Origin of the sequence: Bradyrhizobium retamae (assembly GCF_001440415.1) — a bacterium.
Lineage (GTDB): Bacteria > Pseudomonadota > Alphaproteobacteria > Rhizobiales > Xanthobacteraceae > Bradyrhizobium > Bradyrhizobium retamae.
In genome coordinates, this window is record NZ_LLYA01000158.1 from 1 (window position 1) to 22355 (window position 22355).

Genomic DNA, 22355 nt, shown 5'->3' on the forward strand with positions numbered 1-22355 from the left:
CCACCAAGCGATTCTGGCTGCCTCAAAAGGCCGCCGAATTTTGCGCCGGAAAGTAGCTAGTCGTGTGGGAACAGGCATTCGATAACCGCCGCTGAGTTGCAAGACGGACTATCTGGCGCAGTTGTGCAATTGGTTGGAGCGTCGTCTGCAAGAGTTCAGGATTTTTCTGCAGTTTCCGTGCAGGTGCGGTTATGCGCTCGCGCCGGCGAGACAAGTTTGATACGGGCAATGGTCTCGTCTGATCCCCCAAGGCTCCCATCATCTTCATGCAAAGTCTCAAACGTATCGGCCTGATCCTGGTCTGGCTCGCTGGAATAGCCTTCGTTGTCGCTGCTGCGAACAAAAACGATCCCTATCTGATTTCGCTGCGGGGAACGGGAAACGTTGCTCTGGCCACCGCGAGCGTGACTGCCGCCGTCTTGCTCATCCGCCGCGGCTATTGGAGAAGAGGCGTTGCGGGAAGGGCGCTCATACTGCTGTGGTGTGTGCCATTACTGTCGATGCTCGGTGCGCATGCTGCTTTTGAATGGCTCAAGCAACGGGTTCTGCGGGCCGGTGCTGCACAGGTGCGCAGCCTTGGAAAACATTTTATCGTTGGGTACTCGTCATTCCCGGAGGTTTCAGTTCTTGCCGAGAAGGGCCTGATCTCCGGCGTCTACATCACCAAACACAATGTCGCGGGATCGTCGGCGACGCGTCTGAAAGAGGAGATTTCGGCGCTGCAGGCCAAGCGGCGCGCTGCCGGCCTGCCGCCCATGATCGTGGCGGCCGACCAGGAGGGCGGCATCGTATCGCATCTGGCGCCGCCCTTGACCAAGCTGCCGGCGCTATCGACGCTTGCGAGCCTGGCGCCGGATGTGCGCGCCGAGAAAGCAGAGGCATTCGGGCGCACTCACGGGCAGGAGCTGGCTGCGCTCGGTGTTACCCTGAATCTTGCACCGGTGCTAGATTTGCGACGTGAACTGAAGCGCAACCGGTTCGACTTCAACACGCTGATCGGCCAGCGTTCGATTTCCGATGATCCGGCGGTCGTCGCTGAGATCGGACGAGCTTATGTGAACGGCCTCGTAGCCTCCGGCGTTGGAGCGGCCGTCAAGCATTTTCCGGGGCTCGGCCGCGTGCGATCCGATACTCATCATTTCAGCGCTAACTTGAATACGCCGCTCGATGAACTCGAAGCGTCGGACTGGATTCCGTTCAGGAAAGTGCTGGCCGGCTCGAAAGCGCAACTGATGATCGGGCATGTGACGCTGACGTCGGTCGATCCGGACCGCGCCGCGTCTCATTCCAAACCGGTCGTCGACGGCATCAAGATGCCGGCGCGAACTACTTCGCGAACCGGCCTTCCTTCGGCAGCTCCGTCATTGCCCGGGTCCGGAATGCGGGCTTGTGATCCTGCTGTTTGGACCACGACACATAGTAGGCGATGGCTGTCATGATCGAAATCCCGGCGAAGCTGACCAGGACATGCAGGGCAAGCGAATTCGGGCCCGTGATCAGGACGAGATGCGCGGCAAACGAGAGAAATACCCCGGCGCACAACACTGCCAACCATTCCTGGCCGCACTTCATGATCGGCTGTAGCGCCTGCCATCGGAATCCGCGCCAGCTCCGCGGCACCATGTAGGTAAAGAGAAAGGCCAGCGCCAGGAAATGAAGCACCCCGTAGGGGGCAAGGTTTTCCCCATCGTTGGAAGGAAAGGCATCGCGCAGGAAATCTGGCACAATGCCAGCTTGTGGAAACTTCCCTGCAACTGTGACGACCAGCGCAAAGAGCAGGTACAGCCATGCCGCGGCGCGCAGGATTGCGAGGCTCTGGAGGGTGCGTATGGCGTGCACCTGCCTGGCACCGCCTAGCGCAAACCAGGCGCCGAGCACGAACAGGAGCTGCCAGCAGAACGGGTTGAGATGCCAGCGTCCGTCTGGAAACGAAGACAGATTCCAGTCGAGCAGGCGGGATGCGAAGTAGAGACCGATCGATCCGGCGAGCGTAAGGTTCGGCCGCCGCATCATGCCGAACAGCACGATCGGAAAGAACGCCATTAGCACGATGAACAGTTGCAGCACGTCGAGATTGAGCGGCTTGGCCTGAAGCAGCAGGCCGTGAATCAGCGTCCGGATCGCATGGTCGACGATCCCCGTAACATTGAACTCGCCGATGAGTTCGGGGGCACGGGATCTGCGCGCGACATATCCGATCAGTTCGATATAGATCACGAACAAAACGACGTAAGCGGCGTAAAGCTGCCACAGGCGCTTGAAAATGCGAGTCGCCGACACGACGAAACCGCGCTCCAGCATCATCTTTCCATAGAGGACCGCGGCCGTGTAGCCGCCGATGAATACAAACAGGTCGGTGGCGCCGCTGAAGCCGAAATTGCGCATGGTCAGCAGGCTCACTGCATTGTGCGGGACATGATCCAGAAAGAGAAACCAGGCCGCGATACCAAGCAGGAGACAGAGGCGGAAATCGCAGTCGCGCGCGGCGAGCTCGGCCTTCATTGACGGATGCATTTCTGGCTAAGACTTTACATGTCGGAGGAATCGAATCGCGAATCTAGTGCGATTGTCCGCACCGTCGGAATAGACTTTGCGTAAAGAATAATTAAGCAAGTTGTCGGCGATTAAAGCCCGCCCAGTAATCACAATGTTTTGAGGGAATAGCGTGACCGAACGTGATCACGCTCTCTCGTGCTTGCGCAGATCGCGGATGTGATCGAAATGGCTGGCCTGCAGATCGGCGCCCGTCGCGCCGATGTCGGGAAGGGCCGCCTCGCTCAGAATATCGGCCGTGATGTCCTCGACCGAGCAATCCGCGATTTCGTGGATGAAGCTGATATTCTTATACTCGCCCGACGCCACCCGGGAGATAACCTCGCGCCTTGTGATTTCCGGATCGACAATAGCCTCGCGACCGCGGCGGCCGTAGTCGATCATCACGACGAAATATTGCATGTTGGCGATCTGACCTTATCCTGCGCGCCGGAATCCACGAGGAAGAGTATTTCTGAAAATCGGAAATTAGTCAAGCGAATTCCGAAAAACAGAAGTTGCGGGTGAGGTCGGCGAAACAGTCACGCCTCAGCAGGATTTGTTGATTCGGAAAGGCGCAGCCTGCCTTGATTACTTTTCCGGCGTGCGTCCGCCGGTCGCCCTTGCTGCCTTGCGCGAGCGGGCCGCCGCCTTGTTGCGCAATCGTTCGATCTGGCCCCTCGGCAGGGTGACGCAGATCTCGCCGATCCATTCCAGCTTTACGCCGGTGATCGGCTTGGCATTGAAGCTCGTCAGGTTGACCGACGCCGGGGATTTTCCGCGCTCGATCGTCTTCAGATAACGCTCGCCGGTCTTCAGGCGGACCGCGGCTTCCTCGCCGTAGAAGCTCGACAGCGGGTGGCGCTGCTGGCGATAGACGACGATAACATCGCCATTTTCGTACTTTGGCAGCATGGAATCGCCGGCTACCTCGAAGGCGATGGTTTCTTCCGCGATCGGGAAGGGCAGTTCAACCTCGCCGAGGCCTTCCGGCGGCACCTGCTCGTGTTCCGGCTCGATCGAGGCACCGGCGCCGACCCGGCCCATGATCGGCACCGAATTCAGTTCGAGATATTCGATGATCGGTGCGATTTCAGACGCCTTGATCAGCCGTATCCCGGACAGGATTTCGGAAACCGCGCCGGGACGAACGCCCATCGCGGCGGCCAGTCCGCCCTTGGTCTTGCCCGGCTTCTCCAGGCCCCGCTCGATCAACCTGATGTCCAGCATGATCACACCTTTCCGAATTTCAGAAACAATAGCAGTTCCGATTATCAGAAATCAAGCTTGACTTTCATTTCTGAATATCAGAAATTGATTGTCGGTGTCGGGCGGCGTTGACAAGAGCAAGGACAACAAGATGGAACTGTCGAACTGGGCGCCCGAGCACTCGGACGCGCTGCGGGAATTTCTTGCCAAAGGCATGAGCCATTCGGAGGCCGCGCGAGCGATCAATTCACGATTCAATACGTTCTATACTCGCAGTGCAGCGCTCGGGCGGGCACGGCGCCTCGGACTAGGAGCTGACGATCGCCTGCAACCGTCTATGCCCACCAAGCCGGCGGACCTGCACGACATCGGAGAGCCTCGTGCCAGCGAATCCAGGGCGTCTGCGCTTGTCTGGCCGGTACCGTTGTTTAAGGCGATCAAGCCGCTCAAGCTGCGCTGCGCGGCGATCGAGCCACGGCATATCTCCCTGACCGAGCTGGAGAGTGGTGACTGCCGCTATCCGTATGGCGGCGATGAGGAGAGTGACGTTATTACTTTCTGCGGTCATCCGCGCCGCCCGGGTTCAGCTTACTGCACGCCGCATTTTCATTTGAGTCGCAACCCGGTCGTGCCGTCCGACCACGCGGTGAGCACTGCTCTGCTGCGGATGTTGGAGACGGCATGACGAACGCTGCTGTCACATGCATGGCCGACAGGCTGAAACGGCTGCCGCGCTGCCATCGAATCGCTCACCTGCGTGCGCTGATCGGACTTCAGCCGGAGGGCTGCTGCCGCCGGGATGAATTGTCCGAATTGCTGCGTGACGAGATATCGAGCGCATCAACCGAATAGAACTCCGGGTCGATACCGAAATTTCACTGTTTTCAAGGAGCATATCAGATGCCGAGAGCCAAGCGCCGAAAGCCGTACAATCCCGCCAAGACGCATGACCGAAGGTCGCGCGATTTGTTACGCAATGCCGAAGTCGCAACCGTCGAGATTGATAATCCCTTGGCGTTGGAGCCGGGCGATAAGATCGTTGCGCTACGTTCGATCCGCAACGACCCCCTCGCTCGGCTACATTCCCACCGCCAGATCGACGAGGCGCAGTACCAGGCGGGGAGGGCGTTCCAGAGCGACTGGGAGAAGGCTGAGCGCGGCCCGCGCGCGGTCGATCCAAGCCGGGAATATGTCGATGGCGGGCAGCGGCGCGAACCGATCACCGAGGGTCAACGCAAGGCCGTGCTGCGGTTGAACCGTGCCGAGCGCGAACTTGGGGCGGACGGCTCGGCGCTGGTGCATGACGTCCTGGTCCAGGGAATGACCATGGAACAGGTCGGCGAGCGGAGGGGACTGCGTACCAAGCGATGGCATGACTATTTTTCGAGGCGCTTGCGCGAATGCCTCGACCGGTTGGCGCTGTTGTACGGGTTCGCGACGGAGCATCCCGTTCCGGTCAAAACCCTCCCGCGCTGAAGCGCAGAGGCTGCACCACGTCATCGGCCGCCTTCGTCAACGGTACGGCATAGTCGACGGTCAAGGCGCCGAATGGCGAGGCCCAGGTCAGGCCGGCACCGACCGACGAGCGCACCACATTCTTGTTGGCGACCTGAAGCGATGCCGTCGATCCGCTGTAGCGGAATACACTGCCGGCGTCGACGAAGGCTGTGGCCCTGAGGCCGTATTCGTTGGGCACGCCGGGGATCGCGCTCTGCAGTTCGGCGGTCGTTGCCCAATAGGCGCTGCCGCCGACATTATCCATCGTGGTGCCCGGCGTCAGGTCGCGTGGGCCGAATCCGTTCGGGGCAAAGCCACGCACCATGGTCGGGCCGCCGAAGAAGTTGTTCATCAGCGGCACCTGCTGACCGCCCCAGCCGGTAACGTAGCCGCCCTGGGCGCGCACCATGCCGACCAGATCGCTATTGAGCGATTTGTAATAGCGCACGTCTTCCGTGGTCTTCAGGAATTTCACGTCGCCGCCCAGTCCGGCCAGATCCTGGCTGAGCTGCGATCTGATTCCGCTGGTCGGGCTCTTTGTGTTGTCGAGCGTGCTGTAGGTCGTCGTACTGCCGGGGGCGGACACCCACGTCGGGCCGGCGGCGGCCGCCTGCCGGACGGCCAACGAGGGCGTCAGGCCGGAGCTGTTCGGCGACAGAGTGATGTTCTGATTGTAGATCGAGTAGCGCCACTGCACACCGAGATCCTCGTTGATCGGCGTGCCCAATTGCAGCCTCGCACCGTAGGTGGTGCTGCCGTAGGATTGGTAGTTATTGGCGTCGTTCTGGCGACCGAAAAGTTCGATTCCCGCGGCGACCTTGGTGCCGAGAAAATACGGTTCGGACGCCGCCAGGTTGATGCCGCGCGCATATTGGCCGTACGTGAAGATGGCCTGCACATTCTTGCCCGTGCCGTAGAAATTGCGCTCGCCTACTTTGACCTCGACGAGCGCACCATCGACTGTCGAGTAGCCGCCAGCGATGTTGAAATCACCGGTTGCCTGGTCAACCGCCTCGACATCGAGGATGACATGATCCGGCGCCGAGCCAGGCCGATTCGATATTTTCACCGTCTTGAAGTAGTTCAAATTCTTTAAGCGCCGTTCGGCCCGATCTATCAATGTCTTGTTGTAGGGATCGCCTTCGGCGATATCGAATTCGCGCCGGATCACGTAATCGCGGGTCCGCGTGTTGCCGTGAATTTCGATCCGCTCGACATAGGCTCGAGGCCCCTGTTCGATCACGAAGGCAACATCGATGCGTTGCGCTGTGGCATCACGGGTGAGTCGCGGCGTCACCTGGGCAAAGGGATAGCCGAGCTTTGCCAATTCGATTGCTAGAAGCTCGGTGGCCTTGTCCAGCGTGTTGCCGTCGAACACCGCGCCTGGATGGGCGGTGGGAAGGCCACGAAGCTTGTCGCAGTCCATGCCCGGAACGTTGCAGGCGACGCTGACTTCCCGGAAGTGATAAAGTGGGCCTTCGTCGATTGCGAAGCTCAGCATGAACCCCTTCGTCGCCGGATCATACTCCGCCTTTGCCGATGAGACGCGGACATCGGCGTAACCCTTGCTGCGGTAGTAGAGCCGTAGCTGTTCCTGGTCTTGCGCGACGCGGTCGGGATCGTAGACGTTACCACCGGTCAGAAAACTCAGCATATGGGTGGCGGAGGTCTTGATCACGGCGCTGAGCTGTCGCTTGCCAAAGGCCTTGTTGCCCGTGAAATCGATCTGCCGCACTGGAGTCTTTGCACCCTCCGTTACGGCATAGATGAGGTCGACCCGGCCGTTGCCGCGATCGATGATTTGCGGATCGACGCTGACCGCGGCGCGGCCGACGCGCCGGTATGCCTCCATGATGCGGCCGACATCGGACTGCACGATGGCGCGTTGCAGCGGGCCGCGCGGCTTTGACTCGATAGCGGCGGCGAGATCGACGTCCTTGACTTTCCTGTTGCCTTCGAATGCAACGCGGTCGAGTACAGGCGCTTCGGACAGCTGCACGACAAGCCGACCATCGGCGCGTTCGATGGAAACTTTCTCGAACAGGCCGGTTGCGATCAGTGCTTTCAGCGCCGCATCACGCGCAGCGTCATCGAAATGCCCATCAGGGCTTGCGTGAAAGTATGAGCGTACGGTCTCGGCGTCGATGCGGCGGTTGCCTTCGACGACGATCGTATCTTGCGATGGCGGCGCGGCTTCGGTGATGACCGGCGTCGCGAAAATCAAGCCGAGGGCGCCGGCAAGCCGGCAAACGGCCGCCCCGGATCGGAACGATCGGTTGCGCTGCGTGATGCGTCTGATCTCCACGTCCCGCCGGACTCCCAGTTAATCGGCCGAGATCGAATTGCCCGCGCGGGGCGAAAACATGTCTGGGATAAGGTGAGTTGCAGGCGAGTTTTTCGCGACGCGCCACAATTTAGACGTCTTCTGTTAATGCCGATTTTCTCACAATTGTCGCAATGCACGCTTCATGCTTCGCCATCGAGAGAGCCTCGGACGCTCGCGCAGGAACCGCGCAGGCGTCGACGCTCGCAGGAGCATCACATGCGATATGCCGCCTTCATTGCCGCTGCGCTTATGCTGATTCAGCCCGCGCACGCAGAGAAGGCGCCGGAGGTCGATCCGCGCGCCTCGCTCGGGGTAGTCCAGCAGTGGATCTATAACTACCGCGCCAAGCCAGACTATGCACATGTTCCCGCAGCCGTGCGGGTGCTGTTTCACTCGCAAACCTTCAAGGAGCCGGAGAACGCCGGCATCTACCTGGGCTTTATCGCCGGTGCGATTGGCTCCAACCCCGCCAAGGCCGAACAACTCGTTGCCAGTTTCTTCCCCGTTCGGCCGGAAGACGAATGGGTAGTCGTCCGCGCCATCGCCTATTCGGGGCTGCCTGACTGGAGAAACGTTCTGCGCCGGGTCGCGCCACGAATGCCGGGCCGGCGGGTCATGATCGACAGCTATCTGGCGGGCAAGCTGCCGACTTTGGCCGACATCCCGCTGGAAGAAGTAAAGCCCGGCATGATGGACAGGTTGCGCGGCGCCTTCACCAAGAATCCGTTTGCCAAGGACGAGCGGAAGCTGAACACGACGCTCACGTTGGCGAGCAACCAGGATTTGCTGGATACGCTGTGGGGCTACTATTTTGCGACCGGCTCGCATGCCCCGATCCAGCGCATTATCCAGATGCTGCCATGGAGCAAGAGCCGCGACACGGTCGACAAGCTGACGGTCGGAAGCATGGCGCGCTATACGTTGGCAAGCTACGCGATTCGTGATGCCAGCTTGCGCGAGTACCTCCGCAGCGAACTTGCAAGGCAACCGGCGGCAGTCAAGGCACCGTTGGCCGAAGTAGTTGAGGCGGCGGACACGGTGCAGATCGCTGCTCTCCGCAAGGATGCGCTGGCCGCCGTGGATGAACTCAAGACCAAGGGCTCCGATAGTCGCCGGGATCTCAGCTTCTGGGGTCAGGTCGGCGTCGGCGCGGTTGCGCTCGGCTGCGTCTCTGCGGCTGCGTTAGGGCAGGTCGCAGTCGGCATTCCCTGCGTGATCGGAGGTTCGGCCTCGCAGGGATTGCTGTCGTTCTGGGAAAAGCAGCAGTAATCGAGGCCGGTCGCGGAAGCTCATTCCAATCCGGCGCGGCGAAAGCCCTCGAGATAGTGCTCGCGATCGGCGTCGAGCTTCCGCGATCCAGGCGAGCGAGATACTAACCTAACCACTTTTCAAGTGGCTGGAGGAGAATGATGAAGCATACTGGAAGCTGTTTTTGCGGTGTGGTTGAAATCCAGGTCACGGGGGCGCCGGAAGGAATGGGCTATTGTCATTGCCGTTCTTGTCGCTCGTGGTCCGGGGGACCGGTGAATGCCTTCACGCTGTGGAAGCCGGATGCAGTACGGATCACGGCAGGTGCGCAACATGTTTCGACGTTCGAGAAGACGCCGATGAGCCAGCGCAAGTACTGTGAGGAGTGCGGCGGTCACCTGATGACAAACCACCCGACGCTTGGGCTGGTCGATGTCTTTGCCGCAACTCTTCCGACCCTACCTTTCACGCCCGGCGTGCACATCAACTACGCCGAGACGGTGCTGCCGATGCGGGATGGGTTGCCCAAACTGAAAGATTTCCCGGCTGAGTTTGGCGGGTCCGGTGAAATGATTCCCGAGTAAAGGGAACGGGCTTCTGGAGAAGTGGCGCCGCAGCGAACATTGTGTGCGGCGTCGGGCACATCAATAAGGCGCTGCTCGACTTCCGGACCCGACCCGGGAGTGGGCAGCGTCTTTTTTGGGCCCGTCACGTCGTGTCTGGGGCCTGCAGCTTGGATGCGAGGGCGTCTCACATACTGTAAGAGCTATGTCAGCGGCAGGTCCCGCCCTGCAAAATCGGGGTTTGGCGTTGCCCATCCGGTTCCGGTAAGAAAGCCTTGAGGGCGCGGCGAAAACCTTCATTCTGCCAAGCAAAAATAAACAAGAGGAAATGCCGGAAATGACTGCCAGACCGCAGTTGCCAGAGCGAACGCCGCGCGCAAAGGGCGAACCGACCGCACTGGACGGTCTACTGGTCGTCGACTTCACCAGGGTCGTTGCCGGTCCGGCCTGCACGCAAACGTTGGCCGATTTCGGTGCTGAGGTGATCAAGATCGAAAACCCCGATGGGGGCGACGATACCCGGCACTATGAGCATGCGGAAATCGGCGGCGAGAGCGCGGCCTTCCTCAGCCTCAATCGCAACAAGCGCGGCATCACGCTCGATTTCAACAATCCTGCGGCGCTCGAAGTCGCCCGCGAACTGATCGCGAAGGCGGACGTCGTGGTGGAGAATTTCTCCGGCGGCGTGATGAAGAAGTTCGGTCTCGATTATGCTTCCGTGGCGCCGACCAATCCGCGGCTGATCTATTGCTCGATCTCGGCCTATGGCCGCAAGGGTGAGTTCGCGTTGCGTCCGGGCTTCGATCCGATCACGCAGGCCGAGAGCGGCTTCATGTCGCTGAACGGCTTTCCGGATGGCGAGCCGGTGCGGACCGGTCCGCCGATCGTCGATATGGCGACAGGCATGTCGGCATGCAACGCAATCCTGCTGGCGCTGATAGCCCGCGACCGGCTCGGCTGCGGCCAGCAGGTCGAGATCGCGCTGATTGACACCGCCGTGTCGATGACCGGTTTCTATGGCATGGCCTATCTCATCAGTGGCGCGAACCCGGGCCGTTTCGGAAATTCGCCGAACGGCTCACCCACCGTCGGCGTCTATCAGGCATCCGATGGACCGCTTTACATGGCCTGCGCCAATGACCGGCTCTACCGCCGGCTTGTGGTGGACGTGCTTGAACGGCCGGATCTCGTCACGGATCCCGAGTTCGCGCACAGGAAAAACCGAACTGCCAACAGAGAAAAGTTGCGTGCCATCATCGCCGGCGTCTTTGCGACCGACAGTCTTGAGAATTGGATGGCGAAGATGAAGAAGGCCAACATACCGGTTGGCTATCTGCGCACGGTAGAGGAGGGGTTCAACGCGCCGGAAGTGCGCGACCGCCATCGTCTCAGCCGGATCCCGCATCCGACCGCGGGCGCCGTCCCCAATATTGAAACGCCGCTGCAGATGAGCTTGACGCCAACCGTCGATCCCGTGGCGGCGCCGCTGCTGGGTGAGCATACCAGGGAGGTGCTCCAAAAGACGCTCGGATACGATGAGCGGCGTATTGCGGCTCTGACCAAGGCGGGGGCTTTCGGGAAAACGGGTAACGCGGCTTGAGCGAAGCTGATCTTCGTTCTATCCCGATGTATCTCGCAAACGAATGACATCTCTGCGTTTGCACTACGCCTAACCCGTTCAAAGCGGTAGCTTTTTCCGTTCTTCTACGGCTAATGTGCCGCCAAAGCGGGAGAGAAACATCATGAACGACGGGACCTCCATACGGTCGGCGAGAAATGTCGAGCTCGGCGCCAGCGGCGAAGAATTCCAGAATCTCCACGAATTCATTCGGAAGGCACGCGCCCGGCTCAACCAGAACGCATGGGACTATATCGTCGGGGCCTCCGAAACGGAGACCACGATGCGTCGCAACCGCATGGCGCTCGACGAGATTGCATTCCGGCCTCGGGTATTGCGCAATGTCGTGGAAGTTGACCCCTCGACCGAGGTTTTCGGCCGCCGCCTGCGTTTGCCTGTCATGATTGCGCCGGTCGGTGCGCTGGAGATTTTCGATCCCAATTCAGGCGCCGCGGTCGCGCGCGGAGCCGGGCAGTTCGGCGCCGTACACATGTTGAGTTCGGTGTCCGAACCGGGACTGGAAGCGACGGCCAAAGCTGCACCCGGCGCATTGCGCATCTATCAGCTCTATGTCCGCGGCGACGACGTCTTTGTTGAAGACGTTGTCAGCCGCTCTATCGAGAATGGCTATGCCGCCTTTTGCCTGACGGTCGACACCGCGCATTACAGCCGGCGCGAGCGCGATATCGCCAAGCGGTATGTCCGCGAAAGCCGTATTCGGGCCACCGGCGGCGACTTCCAGAAAGGGCTGGAATGGCGCACGGTGAAGCTGATCAAGGACAAGTATGATATTCCGCTGGTGATCAAGGGCATCGCCACGGCGGAAGACGCGGCCATCGCGCTCGATCATGGCGTGGACTGGATCTATGTGTCGAACCATGGTGGCCGCCAGCTCGACCACGGACGCGGCGCAATGCACGTCTTGCCGGAAATCGTCAACGCGGTTGCCGGTCGCGCCAGGATCATGGTTGACGGGTCGTTCTGCCGCGGTACCGACATCGTAAAGGCGATTGCCTCCGGCGCCGATCTGGTCGGCATCGGCCGTCTGCAGTGCTGGGCACTCGCGGCCGCAGGCGAGGCCGGCATCGTGCGGATGCTTGAATTGCTGGAAGACGAAGTGATCCGCTGCCTCGGGCTGCTCGGCGTCACCCGCTTGGGCGAGCTCGACAAGTCCTATCTGCATGCAGCTACGGCGACCAATCCACCCAGCGTGTTCAGCGCTTTTCCGTTGCTGGATATCGAGCCCTACCGCTATTGAGGAGCCGAAAGCTGCGGCCGGTCCGGAGCGCGGATACCTCTGGTCGGTGCTGTCTTCGCGTCGTCGGGAACCTGACATCGATTGCCGCATTATCAGGCGCGTCCAGGGCCGCCGCAGCCACGATAGATCTGATTCAAATGGCCCAATAAGTGAACGCGAATGGCAGAAAATCCTTTCGCTGAATTCAGCCTCGAGAAGACTATCGATCTCCGCTGGACGTTGCGGGACATCCAAGCTCGCCGACTGAAACTGTCGCCGGTCAGCGACGAAGACTTGAGAATACTGACCGGTCTCGGCCTGGTCGAAGTGCGCGACGAGGGGATCGTGCTGACACAGGCGGGAATCGCCGTGCTGAACGGCTCGTAATCAGCGCGCCTTCAGGAAACTCTCGCCGGAGTCGCAAGGCATGCAGCGGTAGGTCAGCACGTCGTAATTCTGGTCGCGTGGCTCGATCGCGGCGAGCCGCATCTGTGCGCCGCATTTCATGCACGGCATTCTATGCCGGTTTGAAAGCGCGTGCAGGTCGGCGTTGGTCGAAATGTTTGCAGCATCTTATCTCCATGTCCCCAGAGAGACTTAAAGCAGAGACGCAACGCCACCGACAGCCGATCCCTAAGCCTGAGTCACTATGCCATACTGTTGCCACCATTGTAATCGGGCACCGCACCCGTACGGCTACGGGCCATGAGGGAAGGAAATCATTCCTTGGGCATTCTGGAGGGTCGGCCGCATGCCGGCCGCCGAGGTCTATCTCGGAGCTCGGTCCAATACGGCGCAGGACGCAGCCGGGAATTGTGCTAACCTGCCAATGTCGACATTGGAGAAGCGACCATGACTGAACCGAAACTCGAAGTCCCGGCTGAGCTGCGCGAGTTGGCCGAGAGAACTATCGATCAGGCAGAAAAAGCGTTCGGCATGTTCTTCGATGCCGCCGGAAAGTCCATGACGTCGATGCCGGGGGCGGGTACGGAAATTTCCAAACAGGCGCTGTCGTTTACCGAACAGAATATGAAGGCTGCGTTCGAGCATGCCCGCAAACTGGTCCATGCAACCGATCTCCAGGAAGCGATGCAGATCCAGTCTGAATTCCTGCGCAGCCAGTTCACCAACGCGGGCGAACATATGCGACAGATAACCGGCGGCGTCATGTCCGCCGCAAAGGATTCGACGAAGGGCAAGTTCTGAGGGCTGCTAGCGGCGACGTCCGATCGCGACACCGAACAAAAAGGCGACGAACAGACTGGCCAGCGGCGCTTCGCGAGTGATCGCGCTGATGGTCGAGAGCGGCATTCCCGGTTTCCGTGCCGCCGTGACTGCATCGCTTAGCCGGGCCACCGCGGCCTGCAGCGCGGCGGACACTTCTGTCAGCGTGCGTGACACATCGGTCGCGGTATCAATCGCGCGTTCCGCCATGCCGGGCTGGGATGGTCCTGAGGTTTCATTCACAATTTGCAACTCACTCGATCGCTTTGGCATTCGCCGAGCGACGGCTGATGTTCCGACAATGCGTGGCCAATACATTTGTTCCCAATAGGTCCCACCTCTGCAGGTCGATGAGGGAACTTTCGGCATCGTCCGGATTTGATCTGGCAAGAGGAAGCAACGCGGGTTTTCCGATGGCGAAAGAATTGACTGAAGATCAGTTGATCAGAAGCGGTGGCGTGCCATTGAAGGTCGCGATTGGGGTCGCCATTCTCGGCGTGCTCGGCATGCTGATCGTTGATCATGGGCCGTGGAACAAGCCGAAAGTACAGCACCCAACGATCGCTAATTACAGCACCACCGGCGAAGCTGCACGGGCAGCCGGTGCGCAGGTCATGCCAACCGAGCCGAAGCTTGAGGTGGAGCCTGAACCGCCCGTACCAAAGCCGGTTCACCCGGCTAATCGCGCGCCGCAATAAAGCGTGCCGTTTGACCCGCCGGGCAAATCGCCGGCATAGCTGTATCATCACGGAAATTCGCAGGGCTCCGAAAGAGCTCATTAGGATGGCCTCCTTGCGCTCAGTTGAACCGCGGATTGCGCCATCCACGGCCAACGATTTCGTTTCGATATCGCTGCGTTCGATTTGAGGCTGCACCGGTACTTGACGTGTCGGGCAAATCAGGTGCACGATGACACCATCGCCGATACAGTAGAGCCCGCGCCGCAAAACGGTGACGGGCTTTTCACTTCATAAGAGTTTCAACCAGCCGGTTTCAAATTGTCGTAGCCGTTTCGTCGAGTTTTCCGCAATTCGTTGACCACTCGAAAACGGTTTGACATGTCGGGCAAATCACCGGCATAACGTCATCATCGCGAAAATTGCCAAGCCCGCACGGAGAAATCCGTCGCGGGCTTTTTGTTTGGAATTCTCGAATCGGACGGCGGCCGCACATCGACGCCGCAACTCCCAACGCCCCCCGCCCGGGCGTCACGAGCGCGCCGCCGTCCGAACTTTCCATCACACCCAATTGGCCGGCATGCGCGAACATGCCGACCCGCGGCGCGGATCGTCACGCGCCGCACGCGGCCCCCGTCGGGATAAGGTTCGCGCCCCAAATGATCTGCGCCTGCACACCGCGATCATGCCGCACATTTTTTTGGAGCGACGCCGATGACCGCCTGCCGGATCTCGCTTGCGCTTGTCGGCCTCATTGTCATCGCCGTATCGGAGGAGTTCTCGTGAGCATCGACGTCATTCAGTTCATCCCGCATCTCAAACGCGACGACGCGAAGACGGATTTTCCAACAATTGCCTTTCGCACCACTCTGCGAGAGCCCTCCATCGGTCGTATCGATGCAAGTTCAGGCAAGCATGGCGGACCGCACAGCCGAGAAGCCTAAATGGGCAAAGCAAAGGCTCTTGTTGAAATTCGTTCTCTGGCACGGAGCCACACCAGAACCGCGATCCGCGTTCTCGTCGGCATCATGCGAAGCAAGGATGCCACTCCCGCCGCTCGCGTCTCGGCCGCCAATGCCATTCTCGACCGCGGCTGGGGCAAGGCCACACAGCCGCTGGAGAACGGCGGTGACAGCGCGCTCGAACTCATACACAGGATCGAGCGTGTTATAGTTCATCCTGAAAAGGGAGACGAGCAAAATTCGCGCTATTGCGGTCCGCGGACAGTCGCAGGCAATAGATGTGCCCAGATTTCGGCCAGCCTGAAGAACGCCGCTGATGCAGATCGAGGAGTCTCTCTGCACGAAAAATCCTGAAATCATCAGCGAGACTGACTGGAATCGTGCGCTGACCGGCTGTCTTCGGTAAAGAACAGCGGCAGCAAAGCGTATTTTATGCATGCCCAGTGTCGCGTTCGCCACCGTCCTTGCGCTGCCACAACCTGTCGCGCGCCTCTCCATCCACTAAGGTAGGCCCGCCATTGTCCATCTTGAAAATCCCGACAGCGAAGGTCTTCGAGCCGCTTCTGGAACCTGCACGCTACAAAGGGGTTTACGGCGGTCGCGGCTCGGGTAAATCGCATTTCTTCGGCGAACTGCTGGTCGAGATATGCCAGGCCGAGCGTGGGACGCTTGCGGTCAGCATTCGCGAGGCGCAGCGGACGTTGGCGCAATCGAGCAAGCGGCTGATCGAGAGCAAGATTGCGTCCCTCGGCGTTGGTAACGGCTTCAAGCTCTACAGCGACAAGATCGAGACGCCCGGTGACGGTCTTGTAATCTTCCGTGGGATGCAGTATGACGCCGGAAAATACCGCCTGATGATGAAGGCGAGGGATGCCGCCGCGGCAAGACCGCTGCCGCCGGTCGTGCGGCCCGGCACGTCGCGTACACCTTCGGAACGGCAGCAGGCAGATCTGCGGACGCTTAGCGCTAAACTCTCAAGCTCCGGCGACATCAAAGATGCGGTGGCGCTGTATCACGCGCGGAAATCCGGCAGGCGCTGAGAAGTGCGCAGACAGGAGTGGCCAGGGATCTGCACAAAAAATCCTGAAATTATGCGCGCAAGGTCCAGGCGCGGTTCACGAATAATCCCATCGACGGGCCTTAAAGTTGGCCCCTCCCGCGGAGGCCGAAGCCGGCATGAAGAAGATCTTTCGGACCAGAAACGTGTTGCTTGCTCTGGTGGCTTCGTCGTCCGATGGCTGAATTTGCCTATCGCAAGAACAATCGTTGCGCGCCTGGAGATCACCCTATTCAGTCAGAGGCTGACGCGATTAAGCAAGCAAGAATACGAATTAGTCGAGCCAACTACGTGCGCCACGAGATCTATGGATATGTTGATGTGATGCCCGAACTCGTTGCCTGGGATCAGGAGGATAATTGCTGCGAAGCTACCAGAACCAGAAATATCCTCAAGGTCATCATCTGGAACGTTGTTGTTAAAGAAAGCACAGAAGGAGAAGCGGCAGAACGGCGCGTTAACGCGGAAATGTCGCTTTCAAACTGCGGCGCTGTGTTCACCGAAGACTCGTTCATATATGCGCAACCAGTTGATGCGGATCGCCTAAGGCAACAAGTGCGGATACCGCCCTGGAGCCTTGGCAGGAATAGAGCTGCGGAGTCAGACGTCAGCTTAAGCCGCGCTTCAGCCGCAGAACTAGCTCTTCATATGACCGAGGGCCAACGTGAAGAAAATCTTTCGTGCCAGAAATGTGTTTCTTGCCCTGACCGTTTCTCTGGTCGTGTGGATAGCTCAGTTCGTCTATCGCACGAATAATTTCTGCGAGCCGGGAGATCATCCCATTCAGTCAGAGGCAGATGCGATTGCCGTCGCGAACACGAAAATGGCCAAGAATCCCTTCTTTAGTTCCGAGCGCTTCGGTAGTGCACCAGATTTTGTCGACGCGCTCGAGCGAACAGAAAATTGCTGCAATGCCATTCGGTCCCGCAACATGCTCGGCTTGATCTTCTGGGATGTCTATCTGGGCGCAAGCATTTCCACGACACCAAACACAGGCATCTACTGGCGAGCATCGCGAAGTGCGCAGAGCCATACGGCCCTTGTTGCGATGTCGAACTGCGGCGTGATTTCCACTTCGGATTCCGACAAAGACGCGGACTACTAAGGGGAAGAGCGCATGTCTGGGAATGAAGTTAAGCTGACAAATGGCGATCGTTGGGCGTGGCAGCAATTTCTCGATCACTGTCACAACCCGCTGATTAGGAGGCAGGCAGATTACGTCCGGAAAATGAAGTCAGGCTAACGAATGGACAGCGCTGGACGGCGCGAGAATTCGATTCTCGACTTTCTCGATTCCTATTCAAGGCTTTCATGACCTGGTGGAAATACATTTTGATCGTAGTTGCGTTGGTAGGTTGGCTGGCGAGCCAATTGTTAGCCTATGTTTCGAGCTATGCGGATTGGCCACTTCTGTTCATATCGGGGGCATGCGCGCTTGCACTCCTGTTTCTTTCTCTGTCCGCTTTGATACGATGCAGGTGGCGCGAACTTATGGTCGTTTCTCTCCCACTAGTCGTGATGGCGCTCCCCGTATTCGGCGTGACGATGCCGGCCGATTGGCTTCAGGTAGTCGGATTTCGCATCTACGCATCGCCGCTTGAGTCGTATCTTTCCAAATGCAGGCTGTATGACTTCATTGATGATGATGGTACCAAACAGAGAGTCGGCCAATGCCACAGCTTTCGACTGATGTTCGATGATCGTATCGCCGTCATATACGATACCAACGGGACAGTTTGTCCTACCGCCGGAGCGTAGGACTTCTGCCTGGCAGTCGACCGTATCGTGGCATCTATCCGCGGGGATGTTTCTTGCCAGAAACAACGACGGGCGGTCCCACCTAGTCGGAACCTCTACGCTGCTTTGGTTCCCCTGAGTGCAGAGGACGAAAACGACGGTAGATAGTAGGCCGAAGATGGGACCGGCTGCGATCCCTGGCATTCTTAACCAAGCACCCCAAAACTCGCACGATATTGAACTCGGCCTTTAGGTCGAGAAGGAGAGGAGCCATGGACGATACAGGAAACCTAATGGGGCTATGTTCCAGCCAAATTCCTTATCGTTGATGGCCAGCCTGTCGTGGATCCGATGCCAGCGGGATCTCAGAATGCTTACATCTATTCGGACGATCAAGGTCGCACGAAAACGCGTGGGGCTTTCGCCAATCCAAACAACTATCTCGCCGTTCCCGCGAACTTCAACGAAGCTCAGGCCAACGCTTTCGCGGCTGATATTGCGAGCAGTGGTATGGTTGACGGCCTGCGCAAGATGTATGCCGCTTTCAAGCAAGGCGGTGAGCAGGATCTACAGCGTCACCCGAAGTGGGGGATTCCAAAAGAATTTGCGACTCCAGCGTTTGTCGGTAGCGCTTCTTACCATCTGGGGTCGGTGACGGGTAGGGCCGGTTTACCGCCGGTACTATCCGAGATCGGCGGCGGGGCCGCCAATATGCTCAACGGCTATGTTGAGCAACCTGTGAGGAGATTGCTAGGTCGAAAGTCAACAGAGATAGATACGACTGGTCCCCGCTTTCTTTCGCAGCAAGCGAATTTTGCAAGAGGCCACTCCGACGCGACCGCTGTGCGCAAACCCGCCTGGCTGACGAATGATTTTGGCCTTGGGTCGCAGGGCCAGGCGCCCCCGGGGACGGATCGGAGAAGGCAAGAGCATCGCTAACTGGGTATCTTCTCTCTACGGCACCGATCCCACGGATCCGACGCGGCCGGTCGCGCCGCAGACCGCTAGGCCGCTCGGAATTGTGACTAACGAGCCGACCCCGGATTGGCCGGTACCGCCGCCTATCTTCAACACGTGCTAGCTAGCGTCTCCTGCCGATTCGGTCCCCACATCGCACCCAACGTGGACCTTCGCTTCCATCGCGCACTTCGCAGCCGTGCGGCTGTCGTGCGTACTAAGAAAGGGAAAATCTAATGGCAGACGACGATCGAGACTTCATCGACCGAGCAGACTCCATAACCAGCAAGCTCTATGGCAAGCCAGCCTCAACGGATCAGATCGCAGAAAATTTTGCGCTCTACGGATTGAAGAAGCGCGCCGCGACGCTGGATAATTTTGACACCGAGCTGTGTGGCGAGATCGACTCCAGTCCGCACAGTCTGCGCCGGCGGGTCCAGTTGATGGCGCTGCGCAAGAAGATGGGCACCGTTCACGAAGCGCTGCGCAAGGCCAGGCGCTAAACGGCCGATGCGTCCTACCATCAACCCGGTGCTCGCCGCCCTGGCGCGAGCCCGGATGCAGGCTGCGCCGATGTTCGCGAAATGGTGCGAGCTGCACGGCCTGTCGCCTTGTCCCGCAGCGCCGGCACATGTCGCACGTTTCGTCGTGGATTGCGCTCCGCTCGGCATCGAGCGGCTTTGGCTTGCGGTCCAGGACATATCGCGGCTGCATGTCTCGGCCGGCTTGGCAGACCCGACGCTCGGGGGCGCGGCAGCGGCGGCGATCAGCAATCTCGCCGGAATCGACCCGCCGCGCTCGTGGCCGAACGACCGCAAGCAGCGCTTCAAATCGCTGCCGTATGACCTGCAGGTCTACGTGGCAGCCCACGAAGCCCAACGCGAAAAGGCGCTGCGGAGGGCGCAGAACGAGGCAGCCACCGCGAGGCACAAGCTGGCGGCATACCAGAAGAACGAGACCCGCACGAATGAGGAAAGCAAATCCAATGAAAACGACACACACCCCAACGCTTGAAGAGCGCATCAAACAGGTCAGGGCCGAAATTGAGGAAATCGTAGACGCGCACGTAGACGCCGTGGCTAAGCAAAGCCCCGGCGTTCCGCTCGGCGTGATCCGCAATCTCGTGACGGCACGGGTGCCCGCGTGCCCCTGCGCGCAATATCTCGAGTTGAACAGCAAGGCATAGCCGGCGGCTGACCGGAACGGAGGAATTAAGATGACTCTCCATAGATGGTCGCAGACGGCGGCAAACAACGCGACTGCCGATCCTTCGATCAACTGGCAGGAAGGGCAATCGCCCTCCAGCGTGAACGACTCGGCGCGCGCGATGATGGCGTCGGTCGCCAAACATCGCGATGATATTGCAGGCGCGATTGTCACGGGCGGGACAGCGACGGCGTACACGATTTCGAGCTATCAGGTTTTCGACACGCTGGCGCGACTCAACGGCCAGATGATCGCGTTCACGCCGCACACTACGAACGGCGACACGGTAACGCTGAACGTTGACGGGCTCGGAGCGAGGCCTCTGCGCAGCGCACCAAATGCCGAGCTAGTTGCCGGAACGCTGGTGCAGGGCACGCCTTACACGGCGCTCTATAGCAACGCGGATGGCGCGTTCTATCTGCGGGGCTACTTTACCAGCCCATTCAACGTGCCGTTCCTGGCCGGTATGGACTATTGGGACACGATGGCGCCGAACAGCGCGTTCATTTTTCCGGCCGGTCAGGCGATTTCACGAACCGTCTACGCGCGGGCCTTCGCGCGGTGGGGAACGACTTACGGCATCGGCGACGGCTCGACCACGTTCAATGTTCCGGACAAGCGCGGACGCGTCTCCGCAATGAAAGAGGCTGCGGCGTCGCGGCTGACGGCAACCTATTTCGGCGGGAATTCGGCGAATATGGGCGCGGTGGGAGGGTTGGAATCCAACAACGTCATCCTGACGCACAATCATACAGGTACGACTGGAAACGATACTCCGGACCACACGCACTCGGAACAAGCACCTTTGGCATTTGGGGCGAGCGGATCGGGCGCGGGCCTCAACGGCTCGACCCAAAGTGTCCAGACCGGTGGGGCGAGTACGCGACACGTCCATCCGTTTACTACGAACAACGCAGGTTCCGCTTCAGCGCACAACATCGTGCAACCGACGATTATTTGCAGCTACATCATAAGGATTTTGTAGATCGGGAACCACCATCGCTGCGCGTCGAAGTCGCGGTTGCGGTTCGCAATGCCGTCGTGAGCCGACTGGATCAAGCAAAAGAAAAGCGTGATCGCAAATAGAGCCCCGAAACCGTCAAGCCACGCCCGAACGTCGGGCCTGATCCAATATCGAACCTTGAGAAAGGCGGAAATCGCGTAACGCATTGCTCGTCAGTATCACACCCCCGCCGGGAACAGCAATCCGGGGGAAATCACCAACCGCCGCCCCTCATTGTCGGGCGGCTTTTTCATGGGGAATGGACAATTAGCGGACGGAATTGCGCCAGGAGGCCGCAATCCGGGGAAAACAAACCAAAGCTCCCGCCCGCCAAACAAATTCACAACCGACGCATGGTCAACCTGAGCACATGACAAATCTGATCGCTCTCACCGAATCGAACGCCAAGCGCTGGGCCGCCGCCAGGCTGACCCGCAATTTCACGACTGTTGCCCGGCGGCTAGTGGCGCCGGGTGCCAAGGCGAGATACCAAACCGTATCCGCCAGAACCGGCGTCCCTTGGCCGGCTATTGCCGTCATCCATGAGCGCGAGTGCTCACAGGATTGGACCGGATCGCTGGCGCAGGGCGATCCCTGGAATAGGGTTTCGGTCCATGTGCCTGCCGGCCGCGGCCCCTTCAGGTCGTGGGAAGAGGCGGCGATCGACGCGCTCGTCAACTGCGCCCCTTATGCCGCGCGCAACAAGGACTGGAGTATTGGCCGGACGCTGGCCAAGCTCGAGCAATATAACGGGCTTGGTTACGCCGCGCGAGGGAGGCCGTCGCCCTACATCTGGGCCGGCACCGACCAGTATCGATCCGGCAAGTATGTCCGTGATGGCGTCTACGATCCGAACGTCGTCGATAGCCAGCCTGGTTGCGCCGGCCTGCTGAAGACGATGATGGCGCTTGATCCCACCATCACGTTCACGGGTGCGACGATTACGCCCGCGGCTTCCGTCAAACCGATCCCGGCTGAAAAGCCCGCCACGCCATCCATCGCCAATCCGTCGAAAGGCTCTATCGGGGCGTTCATCGCCAACATTTTCAACGTGGTTTTCAGGAGGAAAGCATGATCAGCACATGGAACGCGGTCAAGGCATGGTGCAAGGATTCCGTGACGATCCTTTGGGCGCGTATCCAATACGTCGTCGGCATCGTTGGCGCAGGCCTCATCGCGACCTTCTCGGGATACGACTTCACGCAGCTATCGAGCCTGGACGCTAGGTCGGCATTCAAGATGCTGGCCTTCGCAGCGCTGGCCGGCGTGATCACCGAAGCCTGCCGCCGCCGGACGCTCTGA

The 22355-nt window shown here is 59.6% G+C and carries 27 protein-coding genes and 1 pseudogene; 23 read left to right on the plus strand and 5 right to left on the minus strand.

Annotated elements, in window-relative coordinates; genetic code table 11:
- The first annotated feature begins 266 nt into the window (after positions 1-266).
- Positions 267-1439 (plus strand): glycoside hydrolase family 3 N-terminal domain-containing protein, encoded by a 1173-nt coding sequence (locus CQ13_RS19715; protein WP_057844510.1) that lies wholly within the window; start codon positions 267-269, stop codon positions 1437-1439.
- Here CQ13_RS19715 and CQ13_RS19720 read toward each other — a convergent pair.
- From CQ13_RS19720 to CQ13_RS19730, 3 genes are all read right to left on the minus strand, one after another.
- A complete protein-coding gene (locus CQ13_RS19720) occupies positions 1327-2514 on the minus strand; it encodes an OpgC domain-containing protein (RefSeq protein WP_057844511.1) in 1188 nt (395 codons plus the stop codon). The genes CQ13_RS19715 and CQ13_RS19720 overlap by 113 nt on opposite strands.
- A 165-nt stretch (positions 2515-2679) precedes the next feature.
- A complete protein-coding gene (locus tag CQ13_RS19725; RefSeq protein ID WP_057844512.1) occupies positions 2680-2955 on the minus strand; it encodes a hypothetical protein in 276 nt (91 codons plus the stop codon).
- A 168-nt stretch (positions 2956-3123) separates the two neighbouring features.
- Complete coding sequence (locus CQ13_RS19730) at positions 3124-3762, minus strand: S24 family peptidase (protein ID WP_057844513.1); 639 nt, start codon at positions 3760-3762, stop codon at positions 3124-3126.
- A gap of 130 nt (positions 3763-3892) precedes the next feature.
- Here CQ13_RS19730 and CQ13_RS19735 point away from each other — a divergent pair, with 130 nt between their 5' ends.
- Genes CQ13_RS19735 through CQ13_RS19740 form a run of 3 tightly spaced genes read left to right on the plus strand, consistent with a single transcriptional unit; the run spans position 3893 to position 5217 of the window.
- On the plus strand, positions 3893-4426 hold the full coding sequence (locus tag CQ13_RS19735) for a GcrA family cell cycle regulator (protein WP_063800112.1): 534 nt from the start codon (positions 3893-3895) through the stop codon (positions 4424-4426).
- The gene (locus CQ13_RS43155; RefSeq protein ID WP_156433765.1) at positions 4423-4593 is read left to right on the plus strand and encodes a hypothetical protein; all 171 of its coding nucleotides are present in this window, start codon (positions 4423-4425) and stop codon (positions 4591-4593) included. The genes CQ13_RS19735 and CQ13_RS43155 overlap by 4 nt, the downstream gene beginning before the upstream one ends.
- A 48-nt stretch (positions 4594-4641) precedes the next feature.
- Positions 4642-5217, plus strand: a complete 576-nt coding sequence (locus CQ13_RS19740; protein ID WP_057844515.1) for a DUF6456 domain-containing protein — start codon at positions 4642-4644, stop codon at positions 5215-5217.
- Here the strand turns inward: CQ13_RS19740 and bamA are convergent.
- Positions 5198-7543 carry an outer membrane protein assembly factor BamA gene (bamA, locus tag CQ13_RS19745; RefSeq protein WP_347337046.1) on the minus strand — a complete coding sequence of 782 codons (2346 nt, stop codon included), beginning with the start codon at positions 7541-7543 and terminating at the stop codon, positions 5198-5200. The genes CQ13_RS19740 and bamA overlap by 20 nt on opposite strands.
- Before the next feature lie 237 nt (positions 7544-7780).
- Between bamA and CQ13_RS19750 the strand changes: the two genes are divergently transcribed.
- The 6 genes from CQ13_RS19750 (at position 7781) to CQ13_RS19775 (ending at position 13436) form a co-directional block, all read left to right on the plus strand.
- Positions 7781-8833 (plus strand): hypothetical protein, encoded by a 1053-nt coding sequence (locus CQ13_RS19750; protein ID WP_057844516.1) that lies wholly within the window; start codon positions 7781-7783, stop codon positions 8831-8833.
- A gap of 140 nt (positions 8834-8973) precedes the next feature.
- Positions 8974-9396 carry a GFA family protein gene (locus tag CQ13_RS19755; protein ID WP_057844585.1) on the plus strand — a complete coding sequence of 141 codons (423 nt, stop codon included), beginning with the start codon at positions 8974-8976 and terminating at the stop codon, positions 9394-9396.
- Between the two features lie 316 nt (positions 9397-9712).
- Positions 9713-10975, plus strand: coding sequence for a CaiB/BaiF CoA transferase family protein (locus CQ13_RS19760; protein ID WP_057844586.1), 1263 nt, complete (start codon positions 9713-9715; stop codon positions 10973-10975).
- 142 nt (positions 10976-11117) lie between these two features.
- Positions 11118-12251 (plus strand): alpha-hydroxy acid oxidase, encoded by a 1134-nt coding sequence (locus tag CQ13_RS19765; protein ID WP_057844517.1) that lies wholly within the window; start codon positions 11118-11120, stop codon positions 12249-12251.
- Positions 12252-12410: 159 nt separating this feature from the next.
- Entirely contained in the window at positions 12411-12617 is a 207-nt protein-coding gene (locus tag CQ13_RS19770; RefSeq protein ID WP_057844518.1) for a hypothetical protein, read from the plus strand.
- 465 nt (positions 12618-13082) lie between these two features.
- Positions 13083-13436 (plus strand): phasin, encoded by a 354-nt coding sequence (locus tag CQ13_RS19775; RefSeq protein WP_057844519.1) that lies wholly within the window; start codon positions 13083-13085, stop codon positions 13434-13436.
- A 6-nt stretch (positions 13437-13442) separates the two neighbouring features.
- Here CQ13_RS19775 and CQ13_RS19780 read toward each other — a convergent pair whose 3' ends face one another.
- Positions 13443-13664 carry a hypothetical protein gene (locus tag CQ13_RS19780; RefSeq protein WP_245309234.1) on the minus strand — a complete coding sequence of 74 codons (222 nt, stop codon included), beginning with the start codon at positions 13662-13664 and terminating at the stop codon, positions 13443-13445.
- 140 nt (positions 13665-13804) lie between these two features.
- On the opposite strand from CQ13_RS19780, the gene CQ13_RS19785 reads away from it, so the two are divergent.
- From CQ13_RS19785 to CQ13_RS19845, 13 genes and pseudogenes are all read left to right on the plus strand, one after another.
- The gene (locus CQ13_RS19785) at positions 13805-14152 is read left to right on the plus strand and encodes a hypothetical protein (RefSeq protein ID WP_430649697.1); all 348 of its coding nucleotides are present in this window, start codon (positions 13805-13807) and stop codon (positions 14150-14152) included.
- A 761-nt stretch (positions 14153-14913) separates the two neighbouring features.
- On the plus strand, positions 14914-15075 hold the full coding sequence (locus CQ13_RS43160; protein WP_156433766.1) for a hypothetical protein: 162 nt from the start codon (positions 14914-14916) through the stop codon (positions 15073-15075).
- Positions 15076-15447, plus strand: a complete 372-nt coding sequence (locus CQ13_RS47165; protein WP_430649698.1) for a hypothetical protein — start codon at positions 15076-15078, stop codon at positions 15445-15447.
- 164 nt (positions 15448-15611) lie between these two features.
- Positions 15612-15923: pseudogene (locus tag CQ13_RS47170) on the plus strand (phage terminase large subunit); the annotation flags it as partial.
- Positions 15924-16814: 891 nt separating this feature from the next.
- Positions 16815-17255, plus strand: coding sequence for a hypothetical protein (locus CQ13_RS19800; RefSeq protein ID WP_156433767.1), 441 nt, complete (start codon positions 16815-16817; stop codon positions 17253-17255).
- A 206-nt stretch (positions 17256-17461) separates the two neighbouring features.
- Entirely contained in the window at positions 17462-17908 is a 447-nt protein-coding gene (locus tag CQ13_RS44495; protein ID WP_057844524.1) for a hypothetical protein, read from the plus strand.
- 321 nt (positions 17909-18229) lie between these two features.
- Positions 18230-18826 (plus strand): hypothetical protein, encoded by a 597-nt coding sequence (locus CQ13_RS19810; RefSeq protein WP_156433768.1) that lies wholly within the window; start codon positions 18230-18232, stop codon positions 18824-18826.
- Positions 18827-19080: 254 nt separating this feature from the next.
- Positions 19081-19347 carry a hypothetical protein gene (locus CQ13_RS19815; protein WP_057844526.1) on the plus strand — a complete coding sequence of 89 codons (267 nt, stop codon included), beginning with the start codon at positions 19081-19083 and terminating at the stop codon, positions 19345-19347.
- A 7-nt stretch (positions 19348-19354) separates the two neighbouring features.
- Positions 19355-19858 (plus strand): hypothetical protein, encoded by a 504-nt coding sequence (locus CQ13_RS19820; RefSeq protein WP_057844527.1) that lies wholly within the window; start codon positions 19355-19357, stop codon positions 19856-19858.
- Positions 19830-20030, plus strand: a complete 201-nt coding sequence (locus CQ13_RS19825) for a hypothetical protein (protein ID WP_057844528.1) — start codon at positions 19830-19832, stop codon at positions 20028-20030. Before CQ13_RS19820 ends, CQ13_RS19825 begins: the two co-directional genes overlap by 29 nt.
- A 141-nt stretch (positions 20031-20171) precedes the next feature.
- Positions 20172-21035: a tail fiber protein gene (locus CQ13_RS19830; RefSeq protein WP_245309236.1), complete on the plus strand. Its 864-nt coding sequence runs from the start codon at positions 20172-20174 to the stop codon at positions 21033-21035.
- Positions 21036-21423: 388 nt separating this feature from the next.
- Positions 21424-22128, plus strand: a complete 705-nt coding sequence (locus CQ13_RS19840) for a hypothetical protein (RefSeq protein ID WP_057844531.1) — start codon at positions 21424-21426, stop codon at positions 22126-22128.
- On the plus strand, positions 22125-22355 hold the full coding sequence (locus tag CQ13_RS19845) for a hypothetical protein (RefSeq protein WP_057844532.1): 231 nt from the start codon (positions 22125-22127) through the stop codon (positions 22353-22355). Before CQ13_RS19840 ends, CQ13_RS19845 begins: the two co-directional genes overlap by 4 nt.

Excerpts from the sequence above, each read along its gene's own strand:
- CQ13_RS19715 (WP_057844510.1), top strand. The coding sequence starts at position 267 with ATGCAAAGTCTCAAACGTATCGGCCTGATCCTGGTCTGGCTCGCTGGA.
- CQ13_RS19720 (WP_057844511.1), bottom strand. The coding sequence starts at position 2,514 with ATGCATCCGTCAATGAAGGCCGAGCTCGCCGCGCGCGACTGCGATTTC.
- CQ13_RS19725 (WP_057844512.1), bottom strand. The coding sequence starts at position 2,955 with ATGCAATATTTCGTCGTGATGATCGACTACGGCCGCCGCGGTCGCGAG.
- CQ13_RS19730 (WP_057844513.1), bottom strand. The coding sequence starts at position 3,762 with ATGCTGGACATCAGGTTGATCGAGCGGGGCCTGGAGAAGCCGGGCAAG.
- CQ13_RS19735 (WP_063800112.1), top strand. The coding sequence starts at position 3,893 with ATGGAACTGTCGAACTGGGCGCCCGAGCACTCGGACGCGCTGCGGGAA.
- CQ13_RS43155 (WP_156433765.1), top strand. The coding sequence starts at position 4,423 with ATGACGAACGCTGCTGTCACATGCATGGCCGACAGGCTGAAACGGCTG.
- CQ13_RS19740 (WP_057844515.1), top strand. The coding sequence starts at position 4,642 with ATGCCGAGAGCCAAGCGCCGAAAGCCGTACAATCCCGCCAAGACGCAT.
- CQ13_RS19750 (WP_057844516.1), top strand. The coding sequence starts at position 7,781 with ATGCGATATGCCGCCTTCATTGCCGCTGCGCTTATGCTGATTCAGCCC.
- CQ13_RS19755 (WP_057844585.1), top strand. The coding sequence starts at position 8,974 with ATGAAGCATACTGGAAGCTGTTTTTGCGGTGTGGTTGAAATCCAGGTC.
- CQ13_RS19760 (WP_057844586.1), top strand. The coding sequence starts at position 9,713 with ATGACTGCCAGACCGCAGTTGCCAGAGCGAACGCCGCGCGCAAAGGGC.
- CQ13_RS19765 (WP_057844517.1), top strand. The coding sequence starts at position 11,118 with ATGAACGACGGGACCTCCATACGGTCGGCGAGAAATGTCGAGCTCGGC.
- CQ13_RS19770 (WP_057844518.1), top strand. The coding sequence starts at position 12,411 with ATGGCAGAAAATCCTTTCGCTGAATTCAGCCTCGAGAAGACTATCGAT.
- CQ13_RS19775 (WP_057844519.1), top strand. The coding sequence starts at position 13,083 with ATGACTGAACCGAAACTCGAAGTCCCGGCTGAGCTGCGCGAGTTGGCC.
- CQ13_RS19780 (WP_245309234.1), bottom strand. The coding sequence starts at position 13,664 with ATGGCGGAACGCGCGATTGATACCGCGACCGATGTGTCACGCACGCTG.
- CQ13_RS19785 (WP_430649697.1), top strand. The coding sequence starts at position 13,805 with ATGAGGGAACTTTCGGCATCGTCCGGATTTGATCTGGCAAGAGGAAGC.
- CQ13_RS47165 (WP_430649698.1), top strand. The coding sequence starts at position 15,076 with ATGGGCAAAGCAAAGGCTCTTGTTGAAATTCGTTCTCTGGCACGGAGC.
- CQ13_RS44495 (WP_057844524.1), top strand. The coding sequence starts at position 17,462 with ATGACCTGGTGGAAATACATTTTGATCGTAGTTGCGTTGGTAGGTTGG.
- CQ13_RS19815 (WP_057844526.1), top strand. The coding sequence starts at position 19,081 with ATGGCAGACGACGATCGAGACTTCATCGACCGAGCAGACTCCATAACC.
- CQ13_RS19820 (WP_057844527.1), top strand. The coding sequence starts at position 19,355 with ATGCGTCCTACCATCAACCCGGTGCTCGCCGCCCTGGCGCGAGCCCGG.
- CQ13_RS19825 (WP_057844528.1), top strand. The coding sequence starts at position 19,830 with ATGAAAACGACACACACCCCAACGCTTGAAGAGCGCATCAAACAGGTC.
- CQ13_RS19830 (WP_245309236.1), top strand. The coding sequence starts at position 20,172 with ATGATGGCGTCGGTCGCCAAACATCGCGATGATATTGCAGGCGCGATT.
- CQ13_RS19840 (WP_057844531.1), top strand. The coding sequence starts at position 21,424 with ATGACAAATCTGATCGCTCTCACCGAATCGAACGCCAAGCGCTGGGCC.
- CQ13_RS19845 (WP_057844532.1), top strand. The coding sequence starts at position 22,125 with ATGATCAGCACATGGAACGCGGTCAAGGCATGGTGCAAGGATTCCGTG.